This window comes from Brachyspira aalborgi, from assembly GCF_008016455.1.
Taxonomy (GTDB): Bacteria; Spirochaetota; Brachyspiria; order Brachyspirales; family Brachyspiraceae; genus Brachyspira; species Brachyspira aalborgi.
Window position 1 is genome coordinate 523,548 of record NZ_SAXU01000001.1, and the last position, 12,458, is coordinate 536,005.

The following is a 12,458-nucleotide window of genomic DNA, read 5'->3' on the forward strand; positions in this document are numbered from 1 at the left end:
TATACGGGGCTTTAGCTCATCTGGATAGAGCGCTGGTTTCCTAAACCGGGTGGGCAGGTTCGAGTCCTGTAAGCCCCAATTATGTCTAAATTTAAAAAATATTTGAATTATGAGATATAAAAAATGACTATAAAAAATCATATTTCATACTTGCTTAATATTAATAAACTCAAAAAGATAAAGCTAATAGTTTCCGATATTGACGGAGTAATGACTGACGGAAGAATTATATTTGACGATAACGGAGTCGAGAGTAAATTTTTTAATACTTTAGACGGAATGGGAATAGTTATGGCGTTGAAATCCGACATAAAAATTGCTATAATATCGGGAGGAAAAGCTAATTGCGTGAGAGAAAGATTCGATAAATTTAAAGCGCATAATTTTGAAGATTTAATACTTGGAGAAGATTATAAAATGCCTTCAATTTTGACTTTAATTAAAAAATATAGTTTAAATAAAGAGGAATTGGCATATATAGGAGACGATATTATAGATTTAGCGCCTATTAAATATGCGGGAGTTTCATTTGTTCCTAAAAATGCAATTAAAGAAGCTAAAAAATTGGCTACTATAACGATAAATAAAAAAGGCGGCGATGGAGTCGTGAGAGAGGTTATAGATATGATTTTAAAAGCAAAGGGGCTTTATAATGAAGTTATTAAAGAAATTTGCAAGCTTTAATTTGATTATAATTTTTATTATTTTTTCTTGCACGAATTTTAACGAAATTGACAATAATAATATGAGTGAAGAATTTATTCCTCCGCCTGAAATGGAATTTTTCGGTTTTAGAAGAGAAAGCTATAATACAAATTTTAAGCAGATGGAATTATTTGCAACGAACGCTAAATTTTACGAAAAAAGAAAAATGATAGAGCTTTACGATATGCAAACTTATACTTATGAATCAAATAAAAAAGTTGCCGCAAGAGTATCGGGAGATTTTGTTAATGTAAATCAAGATAGTTTATTTATCGATATATTTACAAATGTTGTAGCAAAATCTTCTAATAATACGACTTTATACAGCAAGCATATTCAATGGGATAATCAAAATAAACTTTTTATGAGTCCCGGTCCCGTTAAAGTGGAGCAAGAAGACGGAAGTTGGTTAACGGGAAGTAGTATGATAGGCGATATGTCTATGGAAAATATAATTATATATAATGAAGTTGACGAAGGAAACGCTATAGGAGTGCCAATTGAAGAAGAACAATAAAATATTTATATTATTATTTATAATAGTTTCTTCGCTATTTTCTCAATCGGAAACGCGTTCGCCTTCAAGAAGAAGCGCCGATAAATTTACTTACGATAATAAAGGGCAAGTTTTTCAATATACGGGAAATTCAAAAATGGAAGATTCTTCGGCGATTATAACAAGCCATGTAATGACATTCTATAAAGAAACGGAAATTGCAACTTTTAGCGGGAATGTTAGACTTTATAGCAAAACTAACGGCTCTACAATAAATGCAGGATATGCAAGTTATGACGGAAAAACTAAATACGCTTATGCAAGAAACAAACCCATTTTAAGGTCTACTACAAATAATGTTACAATAAGAAGTTCTTATATGGAAAGAGATTTTAATACTCCGATGGCAAAAGCTATAAGCAATGTTCATTTAACTCATATAGATAAAGAAAACGACAAAAAAACGGATGGTTATGCGGATGAATTATCATATAATATGGACACTCAAGTATCTGTCTTAAAAGGAAATCCGAGATTATATCAAGGAAACGATAGAATAGAAGGCGAAATTTTAGAATATAATTCTAAAATTTCAGAAGCGAATGTTATGGGAAGAGGAAAAATATATATTCTTCAAACTAATAATTATGTCGAAGGAACAAAAACTAATAATGAAAGTCAATTTAGCAATTATAATATAGTAACCGCCGATAGAATAGTCGTTAATGATTATGCAGGAAAGGATGGACAAACAAGAACTTTATACGCTTATGGAAATGTTACGGCTTATTTTTACGAAGAGAATATGATTCTTAAAGGCGGATATGTTGAATATGAAATTGAAAACGAACATATGTATATGTATCAAGAGCCTTCAGTGAGAATACCAAATAGAGGAATCATAGCTTTTGGAGAATGGATAGAATATAAAAAAGACGGCGAGTCTAACCAATTCAAAGATATTATTTTTCATAACGATGTAGTGCTTGTCGATTATGACGAGAGTTTGTCGCTTGAAGGAGAATTATTGCATTTGGACCCAGACACTAAAATAGCCACAATCAGCGGAGAGCCTTGCGCTTATGTTGAAGATAGAAGTATAAAAATAATTTCTGTCACAATGCAAATGTTTAATGACGATGAAAAATTAAGAGCGAACGGCGATGTTTTTGTAGAAAGTAAAGATATGAATTCGAGGAGCGCTTGGGCTACTTATTTTGATAGAAGAAAATATTTAAGATTATGGGGCGAAACTCCTTATTTGAAACAAGGCGAGAGTATTGTTCGAGGAAGAGAAATAAAATATTATATTGAAACGGAAAAAATAGAGGCTTACGGAGTTAGCGGAGAGATACCCGAATAATATGCCGAAATCAATTTTTTTCATTTTTTCTATTTTATTTATAATATCATGTCAAAAAAGTATAAAACCTCTTAATAAAAATATTCAATATTCTATAAATATAATGTATGTTAAAGACGATAATTTGGCTTCTTTTGAGCTTATGGATTTTATGAATATTTTTAATAATAGAATGCCTTTTTTAACTTATAAAATTTTAGGTTATAAAATAAAATATAATTTGGCTTCAGGAAATAGTCCTCAAGGTTTTTATAAATCAAATAGAAATATATTGAATAAAAAAAAGAAATTATTTGAAGAAAAAAATCTATCGTTTGAAAATATTATATACTCCGATAAATATTGGAAAATAATCGGAAGAGAGATTGAAAATTATAATATAATAATAGTCAATATTCCTATAAACTCAAATGACAAACTTATAGACAGATTGGTTTTAGAAAATAAAAAAATTAATCCTACAAAATCTCTTGCTATTATCAGCCTTTATCCTTTGCTTTCAAACGAAAAAATAAAATATTTGGATAATAAAATTTTATTAAATATATTTGAATATTATATTCTTCAAACCGTAGCTATGATTTTTGCAAAATACGATATTCATGAACTTGAAAGACATTCTATAATGGCAGAAGTAAAAGATTTTGATTATTATAATTGGTATATAAATATAATTAATTTTAATTTAAGAGAACCTTATAAGAGTATAAAAAGATACGATTAGATTAATTTTTTAATTTTAGTTATTTTAATAAAAATATAACGATAATAAAATGCAAATTTGCTTTGACAAAACTTAATTTTATAGTAGAATAAAATAATTATGAGAATTGCATTTTTCGATTTGGACAAAACTATTATAAAAAAAGATTCTATAATTCCGTTTATGATTTTCTACTTAAAAAAAAATCCTAAAAGCATAATATATTATATAAGATTAATTCCTTATTTGATTTTATTCTTTTTAAAAATTATAGACAATAATAAAATAAAATATGAAATAGCGTCAATATTCAGAAATATAACTATAGAATTTGGAGAAAAAATAGGAAAAGAATTTGCAGATTCTATAATTACAAATTTATATTTCAAAGACGCTTTAGAAGAAATAAAAAAACTTAAAAGCAAAGGTTATACTCTTATTATGGTTACGGCGAGTTTTGAATTATATGCAAAATTTATAGCGAAAAATTTAGGTTTCAATAAATGTATGGGAACGGAACTTTGGACATTTAGAGGAAAGTTCACGGGTTATATGTATGGTAAAAATTGCTATGGAGCTGCAAAAAGATATAGATTATTTACCGAGCATATTTTTCCTAATCATAAATATAAAAATATAGCCTATAGCGATTCAATAAGCGATTTACCGCTTTTAAATTTTGCCGAAACTAAAATATGCGTTAATCCGAATAATAAATTTAGGAAATATATTTTAAATAATAACGAAGGTTTTTTAATTGTAAAATGGAGATAATAAATGAAAGATAATATTTTAGAAAATGAAATAAATATAACGGAAATTATAAAAGAAGTTGAAATTCAAAAAAAAGAAAATATTATTGATAAAATTAATAATTATTTGGATATTAATAATTTTGAATACGCGAAAAGATTGGCGGAAGAATTGATAAAAAAAGAACCGAAATATAAAGAAGCTTATTTGGTTTTGTCGGATATTTATTACGAGGAAGAAAATTATAAAGCCGTTATAGATATTTTAAATAAAGGATTAAATTATATAAACAACGATAAAGATTTGCTTGAAAATAAAATAGAAGCGCTTACGAGTCTTTATAAATACGAAGAGGCAAAAATAGTAATAAACAATTTAATAAAATTAGGAAATGCAAATTCTTCAATTTACGGACAATTTGGCGTTATTTTATCTATGGAAGGAAAATATAAAGAAGCTTTGGAGCAATATAAAAAAGCGATTTCTCTAAATTATAACGATATCGCTTCTATGATTAATATGTCAATAACTTATAAGGCAATGTATTTATATGACGATGCGATAAATATTTTAGAAAGAGCTTTAACGGTAAAAAAAGATAATAATATTTTAAGTAGAATAAACGATATAAAAATTATAAAAGAAAAATCAAATTTCTATGCGGGAAAATTGACTCCTATTCAAGCAAATCCCGATAGATTTAATTTGCTCGTTCCCGAAAATTTTAACGCTAAAATTGAAAACGGAATTTTAAAAATAGAAAATGAAAATAGTTCAATATCGATTATGATTAGTTATGAGAGTTTAAATTTAAAAAACGAAGAGATAAATAATATAATAAACGATTTTAAGAAAAAATGCGGAGAGATATATTCTATAGTTTCGCCTCTTTCTATAGAAAACAGAAAAGAATATAACGATACTTTTGCAAACATTATATTTACTTCAAAAATTAAAAATAATTATACTTTCAACGCTATGGCGATTGCGATTAAAAACAAAGAATCGATTATTTTAACTTTATCTTCGAGCGTTTATATAAGCGCTTATTTAATATCTTTTGCAAAAAATATTATTAACAGCCTTTATTTTAAGTAAAATGAAAGAAACAGAAATAATAAAAGAAATAAATAAAATCATTAAAAGTTTGAATAAGATTCCCGAACCTTTTTCCGTTGATGGAATAATTAAAATATTTGAAAATAATTCAAAAAAATTAATTAAAAATTTTTCTATTTATTTTAATAAAGAAAACGGAGAGACAATTTTATGGTATGTTTCAAATAATAAGTCCGATTTAAAAAACGGATGCGAATATAAATTAATTGCAAGAAATTATAATTTTGGTTTTATTATAATAGAAAGCGATATTGAAAAAGAATATTTATATTTATTAATCAATCATTTTGCTTTAATACTTTACAGCGAAAAATTATCTTTCTTAGCAAACAGAGATAAACTCACGGGAATTTATAATAGAGGATATGTTTTTAGATATTTATTGAATAAAGAAAAATCTAAAGAAATTTATTCTATAGCTATAATTGATTTGGATAAATTCAAACATTATAACGACAGCTACGGGCATAATGTCGGAGATTATATTTTAAAAACCGCCGTCAAAGTTATAAAAGACTCTTTAAAAAAATTATCTTATAAATCAATTTTCGCAAGATACGGAGGCGAAGAATTTATTATAGTTTTCGATATAAATAATAAAAAAGAACTTTTTAATTCTATGGAATTTATAAGAAATAAAATTAACGAAACAGATTTTTCAACAGAAGAATATTCTCTTAAAGCTACAGCGTCTTTGGGCGGAGCGATTAAAGAAGAAAATATTTCTTTAGATAATTTTATAGATAAAGCGGATAAATCTCTTTATAAAGCAAAGCAATCGGGCAGAAATAAATCAGTAATAGAAGATTAAAAAAGCCCTCTTATTCAATATTATGATTAATCATTGTGAAAAATTGAATAAGAGGGTGAGATTATTTATGAAAAATACTATTATATAAAACCTTAATTTTTTAATAAGGTAAAATATTTATTATAATTTTTTTGTTTTTTTAATTAATTCGTTGTAATAAATTTGACATATTTTGTTAAATATTGTATAATTTATTTATTAAAAATTAAGGTGGAGATTTTATATGTTTAGTTCTACACTACACTACACTACACTACACTACACTACACTACACGCCGCATTATAAATTTTTTCGGCGATTTTTTCATTGCAGAAAATTATTTATTAAAGAATTATCTAATTATTTTTCTATTAAGGAGTTTTCAAAATGATTAAACTCTTTGAAAAGCATGAAGACGAAAAATATATAATAATAAAAATTTTATTTATAAAAATTAGTGTTAGAAAGAAGAGTTCAAAATCTGATATTGATTTTATAGCGCAGTGGATTCCGATTAGAAGTTTAAGAGACTCTATCAAAAATATTTATTATGAAATTAATAGAAAGCTTGATAATAATACTAAATACTTTAATGCTAATATGCAATATTCATTTTATAATTTTAATAAGTATAAAGAAGAATTATTAAAACAAAAATCTAAAAATAGAGAAAAAATTAAAGTTATATTTTTAATACCTGAGAGCGCTAAATTTGGAATGGAATCAATTTACTATTCTATGCTTGAAAGCGAAATATTTGACCCTTATATTCTTGTAGTTCATCCGAGAGATAATTTTTTTGATGAAAATCAAACATATTTTAAAGAAGCTATTGAAAGTTACAATTTATTTAAAGAAAGAGGATATAGAACTTTATTCGCTTATAATATGGAAAATATGAAAGCTATAGATATTGAGAATTTTAAGCCCGATATAATATTTATTAATAATCCAAATATGTTTTCTCTTGGCGTATTTAAAAACATTAATATCAATTTAAAATATTTAACTTGTTATATAAATTATTCAATTAATGTAGCTAGTTTAGATGATTATCATTATAACAATTCAAGTATTAATACTTGTTATAAAATGTTTGCTGAAACTTATTATTGTTATAAGAAACATATGAATATTAATAACGGATTTAATACGGTTTTAACGGGATATCCAAAATTAGATAGTTATAAAAAAGATATAAAAGAATGCATTATTCCTAAAAAAATAGATAATGGCAATAAAATAGTTATTTATGCTCCTCATTGGACTATAGGCAAAACCGATACGCTTATTAGATTAGGAACTTTTAATTTATATCATAAATATTTTATGAAATTACTTAAAGAAAATCCTAATATAAATTTTGTTTTTAAGCCTCATCCAAGTTTAAGAGATAGAATTATTGATTATAAAATTATGGATATAGAATATTATGAAAATTATATAAAAGAATGGAATAATTCAAATAACGGAATATATATTTCGGATGGAGAATATATTGATTTGTTTAGAAAAAGTTCTTGCCTAATTACCGATAGCGGTTCTTTTATAGCCGAATATTTACCGAGCGAAAATCCATGCATTTATCTTATTAATCCCGAAAAGGAAAATTTGATTGAAAATACATTTAACGATTTTGCAAAGCCAATAGTAAATAGTTATTATCTTTGTTATAACGAAGAAGATATAAATAAATATTTTAACGAAATAATTATAAAAGAAAACGACTATATGAAAGATAAAAGGCTTAATTTAATAAAAGACAGTTTTATTAATATAGGTTCTGCGGGAAAAATAATAACGGAATATTTAAGCGATATATTTGTAAATAAATAAAAGGAGAATTTTATGATAGATAAAAAAGAAGCTATGAGTTTATATTTGGCGTTTAGATATATACCTAAAAAAGATTACGGTTTTAATGATTTATTGATACCAAAATATCCTGATTTAAGAAAAGAATCTTTATATCCAGTAAAAAACGCAAAAGATATAGATAGATTTTTAAAAGAATATTTAAGTAAAGAAATAGATAAAAATACAGGCATATTATTAAGCGGTGGAATAGATTCGGCAATTTTAGCTTCATATTTACCAAAAGGAACTAAAGCTTATACGATATATTTCAGCGCAGAAAATGCAATAAACGAGAGTATAAAAGCTAAAGAATATTGTAAAGTTTATGATTTAGAGCATAAAACAGTAAATGTATATTGGGAAGATTATTTGCAATTTGCCCCTAAACTTATGGAACACAAGAAAGCGCCTTTGCATGCAATAGAAGTTGCCTTATATAAAGCTGGTATAGAAGCTAAAAAAGATAATATAAATAAATTAATAGTTGGAAATGGAGCGGATTCAAATTTTGGAGGTATGGATAAATTGCTTTCAAAAGATTGGCTATTTTATAAATTTGTTAATAGATATACTTTTGTAATGCCTAACGATGTTCTTAAAGAATATTCAAATATAGATTATATATATGAGCCTTTTAGACAAGGAGAATATATAGATTATTTAAGCTTTTTAAATAAGGTTCACGGCGTTGGTATAATTCAAGCTTTTGAAAATGCTTTTTCATTAGCGGGAATAGAAGCTATAGAACCTTATGAAAATATGTATTTAAATGATAAATTAGATTTAGATAAAATACGAAATGGGAACAGTAAATATTTAATTAGAGAATTATTTAAAGAAAGATACCCTAATTTTAATGTAGCCGAAAAAATACCGTTTAGAAGACCTATGGAAAAATGGCTTTCGGATTATAACGGAAATAATATAAGAGAAGAATTTATAAGTAAAAATATAAGTTCTTTATCTGGCGACCAAAAATGGCTTGTATATTGTTTAGAATGGTTTATGAATATAAATAATTTATAAAATTTAAGGAATTAAAATGAAAGTTTCTATAGCGAAATCAAAATCTTATGATATGAAAGATATTAATAAATCTTTAGATAGCTTATTTGAAGATTTAAATATGGATAAAGAAAAACCTTTTAAAGATTTAATAAAACCTAATGATTGCGTATTTATTAAACCTAATTGGGTAGCTTCAAAGTGGCGAGAATCCTGCGGACATAAAGACGATATATACTGCGTTATTACTCACCATAATTTGATAGAAGCGGTATGCGATAGAGTTGTAAAATCTTTGGATGGAAAAGGAAAAATATATATAGGAGATAATCCTTCGATAGACGCTAATTTTAACGAATTAATGGAATTAACCAATATAAAACGACTTGAGATTAAATATAAAGGTTTAGTGGAAATATTGGATTTAAGACCATTATTTTGTGACGATTTAAAAAATTATGGAAAAAAAGATTTAATGAAAAAACAAACGGGCGACCCTAACGGGGGAACTACTATAAATTTACAAAAACAATCTCTTTTTTATGGAATGGACCCGACATTATTTAGAGGAGTATTTGACGAGAGAGAAGAAACGATAAAATCTCATAGCGGAGATAATCAATTATATACTTTTTCATCAAGTATTTATAATTCTAACCTTTATATATCTATACCAAAACTAAAAACTCATCATAAAACGGGCGTTACTTTAAACTTGAAGGGATTAGTAGGTTCAATAATAAATAAAAATCAGCTTGTGCATTGGAAAGTCGGATATCCAAATATAGGCGGTGACGAATATCCTAATAAAGAAATTTATGAAAAAATGCAAAAAGAAAAAATTCAAGAGCGCGGGGCGTGGCCAGGGAACGATACTATATGGCGTATGGTATGCGATTTATATCAAGCTTTTTTAAATAGAAAAGGAAAAAATTTTACTATTATAGACGGAATTATGGGAGGAGAAGGGCAAGGACCTTTTTGTCCCAATTCCGTAAACTCTAAAACTTTATTGGCAAGCGAAGATTTATTATTAGCGGATATAGTCGCCACAAGATATATGGGGATTAATCCGTATGGCATAAGCTATCTAAATTATTTTATAAAAAAATATTCTATAAATATTGAAGATATAGAAGTCTTTATAAATAATAAAAAGAATGAAAATTTTTTTAATAACCATGATAAATACCTTGATTTTGAAGTAAAAGAACTATGGGAAAAAATAAAAATATTTAATTAATTTAAGGATTTATATAATGATATTAGGCTATACTTCGGGAGTTTACGATTTATTTCATATAGGGCATTTAAATTTGCTTAAAAATGCGAGAGGTTTATGCGATAAATTGATAGTAGGCGTTTCAGTAGACGAACTTGTAAAATATAAAAATAAAAAAGCCGTTATACCGTTTGAAGAGAGAATAGAAATAGTGCGAAATATAAAATATGTTGATTCTGCAATTCCTCAATACGAAATAGATAAATTTAAAGTTTGGGAAAAGATAAAATTTGATGTTTTATTTGTTGGAGACGATTGGTATGAATCGGATAGTTGGAAAATTATGGAGAATAAATTTAAAGAGGTTAATGTGAGAGTAATTTATTTTCCATATACAAAAGGCACAAGTTCGACTTTGATTAACGAGATACTTATAAAGACAAGAGATAATATTTAATTTTAAGGATAAAAAACAATGAATAAAAAAATTATAGACAATATAGCTTGGTGGATACCGATTAGAAAATGGAGAGATAATTTTAGAAATTATATGCATTCTAAAATTGATATTCCTACTTTGCCGAATTTAGTTTTTATAACTAATCAAAAATGCAATTTGAAATGTAAAAACTGCGCTAATTTTTCGCCGTATTTAAGTCAAATAATACCGTATTATAAAGCAAACGAATTAATTAACGATTTGAAAACTATAACTAAACACATGAATATATGGCAATTACAAATACAGGGAGGAGAATTTTTTGTTCATCCCGAATATGAGAAAATATTAAATTATATAATTATAAACAAAAGAATTAAAACCGTTACACTTGCAACCAACGGCATTATAATACCAAAAGATAATATTCTTAAAAATATAAAACGCGGTAAGAAAATACATATTAGAATATCAAGTTATGGTAAGATTAATAATAATACGGCAATCAAATTAAAAGATAAATTAGAAAAATTAAAAATTCCTTTCTCTTATCATAAGTTTGCTACAGGAGATTATATGTGGTCATATTGCGGAGATGTTAATATGGAAAGATTAAGTTATAAAGAAATGATGAATTCATATAATAATTGCATTTTTGCAAAAGTATGTTTAACTTTAGAAAATGGTTTTGTTTCTATATGTTCGAGAGCTACCATAGCGCATATAGTTCAAAATTTTGAATTTTCAGATAAATGCGGAATTTATATTAGAGATAATTTTAATCCGAGTAAATTTTTGAAATTCGCCGAAGAAAAACCTCCCGTTGAAGCATGCTATTATTGTTATGGCACGCAAGGAAAACAAATATTGCCAGCCGAACAAGTGAATAAAGAAGAATGGGAAGAAGTTTTATTATTTGTTGATAACATAAGAGCAGAGCAGAGCAGAGCAGAGCAGAGCAGAGCAGAGCAGAGCAGTAATGTTTGAATATGCTTATCGAAAAACGGCATAAAATGTATATTTATTATCGGAATTTTTTTATAAAATATAAAATTTAAACTTGACTTTTTTTAATATAAAGTATATAATATTTGAAAATAAAAAAATATACTTCGCTTCTTTAATAATTAATAAAAAATTAAAGAGGCTTTGTCCAAGGAGTTAAAAAATGAGAGAATATGAGATTCTATTTGTAACAGAGATAAACGATTCTCTGCATGAAAAAGCAAAAGAGCATGTAAAATCAATTCTTCAAAATTACAATGCCGAAATATTTGACGAATCGGAATACGGCATCTATACTTTGAGTTATCCTATTCGTAAAGTAAATCAAGGTAAATATTATTATTATCATTTTAGATGCGATGGAAAAAGTTTATCCGCTATCGAAAAAGAATTGCGTTATGAACTTAGCATATTAAGATTTATAATCGTAAGGTTGGATGAAATAATAGAAAAGCAAGACAGCAAAAAAGCTATACGAAGAAAAAATAGAGCGGAAATGAGAGAAAGAAACAGAGAAAATAATAATAACGAAGAAGAGGAATCTTATGGCTACAGATTTAAATAATGTAATGTTAATAGGAAGACTTGTATCCGACCCTACTCAAAAATATTTGCCAAGCGGGATGGCTGTCGCAGAATTTTCAATAGCAAATAATTATTATATGAGCAGTAAAAATTCTACCGAAGTAAATTATTTTGATGTAGTAGCTTTCGGTAAATCTGCAGAAACAGTTGCAAAATATCTTACTAAAGGCAAACAGATTGCAATATCTGGAACTTTAAGACAAGAAAGATGGCAAGACAAAGATACGAATACGGGCAGGTCTAAAATTAGAATTATAATGAATACTATGCAAATGCTCGGTTCTTCCTCTGGAAGCGGAGGAGCAAGTAGTCCAAATATGGACGCTACCTATGCGCCTTCTTCTATGGGGAATAGCGTAGATATTGGCGGTTTTTCGGATGATGACGAAGTGCCGTTTTGATTAATTTAATTTAT

14 protein-coding genes and 1 tRNA gene are annotated in these 12,458 nt (G+C 26.5%); all 15 read left to right on the forward strand.

Features of this window, described 5'->3' with window-relative positions:
- The first annotated feature begins 5 nt into the window (after positions 1–5).
- The 15 genes from EPJ79_RS02395 (at position 6) to EPJ79_RS02465 (ending at position 12,444) form a co-directional block, all read left to right on the forward strand.
- A tRNA-Arg gene (locus EPJ79_RS02395) sits at positions 6–78 on the forward strand.
- A gap of 45 nt (positions 79–123) precedes the next feature.
- Complete coding sequence (locus tag EPJ79_RS02400) at positions 124–684, forward strand: KdsC family phosphatase (RefSeq protein ID WP_147738302.1); 561 nt, start codon at positions 124–126, stop codon at positions 682–684.
- A complete protein-coding gene (lptC, locus tag EPJ79_RS02405; protein ID WP_021957899.1) occupies positions 653–1,222 on the forward strand; it encodes an LPS export ABC transporter periplasmic protein LptC in 570 nt (189 codons plus the stop codon). Before EPJ79_RS02400 ends, lptC begins: the two co-directional genes overlap by 32 nt.
- Positions 1,206–2,564 carry an LptA/OstA family protein gene (locus EPJ79_RS02410; RefSeq protein WP_147544842.1) on the forward strand — a complete coding sequence of 453 codons (1,359 nt, stop codon included), beginning with the start codon at positions 1,206–1,208 and terminating at the stop codon, positions 2,562–2,564. Before lptC ends, EPJ79_RS02410 begins: the two co-directional genes overlap by 17 nt.
- 1 nt (position 2,565) lies before the next feature.
- Positions 2,566–3,288: a hypothetical protein gene (locus EPJ79_RS02415; protein ID WP_147738303.1), complete on the forward strand. Its 723-nt coding sequence runs from the start codon at positions 2,566–2,568 to the stop codon at positions 3,286–3,288.
- Positions 3,289–3,384: 96 nt separating this feature from the next.
- Entirely contained in the window at positions 3,385–4,041 is a 657-nt protein-coding gene (locus tag EPJ79_RS02420; protein ID WP_147738304.1) for an HAD family hydrolase, read from the forward strand.
- A gap of 3 nt (positions 4,042–4,044) precedes the next feature.
- The gene (locus EPJ79_RS02425) at positions 4,045–5,118 is read left to right on the forward strand and encodes a tetratricopeptide repeat protein (protein WP_147738305.1); all 1,074 of its coding nucleotides are present in this window, start codon (positions 4,045–4,047) and stop codon (positions 5,116–5,118) included.
- Position 5,119: 1 nt separating this feature from the next.
- Entirely contained in the window at positions 5,120–5,950 is an 831-nt protein-coding gene (locus EPJ79_RS02430; RefSeq protein ID WP_244289048.1) for a GGDEF domain-containing protein, read from the forward strand.
- Between the two features lie 367 nt (positions 5,951–6,317).
- Complete coding sequence (locus tag EPJ79_RS02435; protein WP_147738306.1) at positions 6,318–7,766, forward strand: hypothetical protein; 1,449 nt, start codon at positions 6,318–6,320, stop codon at positions 7,764–7,766.
- Positions 7,767–7,778: 12 nt separating this feature from the next.
- Complete coding sequence (locus EPJ79_RS02440) at positions 7,779–8,813, forward strand: asparagine synthase-related protein (RefSeq protein ID WP_147738307.1); 1,035 nt, start codon at positions 7,779–7,781, stop codon at positions 8,811–8,813.
- Between the two features lie 16 nt (positions 8,814–8,829).
- Positions 8,830–10,035 carry a DUF362 domain-containing protein gene (locus EPJ79_RS02445; RefSeq protein ID WP_147738308.1) on the forward strand — a complete coding sequence of 402 codons (1,206 nt, stop codon included), beginning with the start codon at positions 8,830–8,832 and terminating at the stop codon, positions 10,033–10,035.
- A gap of 16 nt (positions 10,036–10,051) precedes the next feature.
- Positions 10,052–10,471 carry an FAD synthase family protein gene (locus EPJ79_RS02450; protein ID WP_147738309.1) on the forward strand — a complete coding sequence of 140 codons (420 nt, stop codon included), beginning with the start codon at positions 10,052–10,054 and terminating at the stop codon, positions 10,469–10,471.
- A gap of 18 nt (positions 10,472–10,489) precedes the next feature.
- Positions 10,490–11,440: a radical SAM protein gene (locus tag EPJ79_RS02455; protein WP_147738310.1), complete on the forward strand. Its 951-nt coding sequence runs from the start codon at positions 10,490–10,492 to the stop codon at positions 11,438–11,440.
- A gap of 181 nt (positions 11,441–11,621) precedes the next feature.
- Entirely contained in the window at positions 11,622–12,023 is a 402-nt protein-coding gene (gene rpsF, locus EPJ79_RS02460) for a 30S ribosomal protein S6 (RefSeq protein WP_147738311.1), read from the forward strand.
- Positions 12,004–12,444, forward strand: a complete 441-nt coding sequence (locus EPJ79_RS02465; protein WP_147738312.1) for a single-stranded DNA-binding protein — start codon at positions 12,004–12,006, stop codon at positions 12,442–12,444. The genes rpsF and EPJ79_RS02465 overlap by 20 nt, the downstream gene beginning before the upstream one ends.
- The last annotated feature ends 14 nt before the right edge of the window (positions 12,445–12,458 follow it).

Bases quoted from the DNA above. Each gene is read 5' to 3' on its own strand.
- EPJ79_RS02430 (WP_244289048.1), top strand. From the start codon at position 5,120: ATGAAAGAAACAGAAATAATAAAAGAAATAAATAAAATCATTAAAAGT.
- EPJ79_RS02450 (WP_147738309.1), top strand. From the start codon at position 10,052: ATGATATTAGGCTATACTTCGGGAGTTTACGATTTATTTCATATAGGG.
- EPJ79_RS02440 (WP_147738307.1), top strand. From the start codon at position 7,779: ATGATAGATAAAAAAGAAGCTATGAGTTTATATTTGGCGTTTAGATAT.
- EPJ79_RS02425 (WP_147738305.1), top strand. From the start codon at position 4,045: ATGAAAGATAATATTTTAGAAAATGAAATAAATATAACGGAAATTATA.
- EPJ79_RS02465 (WP_147738312.1), top strand. From the start codon at position 12,004: ATGGCTACAGATTTAAATAATGTAATGTTAATAGGAAGACTTGTATCC.
- EPJ79_RS02435 (WP_147738306.1), top strand. From the start codon at position 6,318: ATGATTAAACTCTTTGAAAAGCATGAAGACGAAAAATATATAATAATA.
- lptC (WP_021957899.1), top strand. From the start codon at position 653: ATGAAGTTATTAAAGAAATTTGCAAGCTTTAATTTGATTATAATTTTT.
- EPJ79_RS02400 (WP_147738302.1), top strand. From the start codon at position 124: ATGACTATAAAAAATCATATTTCATACTTGCTTAATATTAATAAACTC.
- EPJ79_RS02445 (WP_147738308.1), top strand. From the start codon at position 8,830: ATGAAAGTTTCTATAGCGAAATCAAAATCTTATGATATGAAAGATATT.
- EPJ79_RS02455 (WP_147738310.1), top strand. From the start codon at position 10,490: ATGAATAAAAAAATTATAGACAATATAGCTTGGTGGATACCGATTAGA.
- EPJ79_RS02415 (WP_147738303.1), top strand. From the start codon at position 2,566: ATGCCGAAATCAATTTTTTTCATTTTTTCTATTTTATTTATAATATCA.
- rpsF (WP_147738311.1), top strand. From the start codon at position 11,622: ATGAGAGAATATGAGATTCTATTTGTAACAGAGATAAACGATTCTCTG.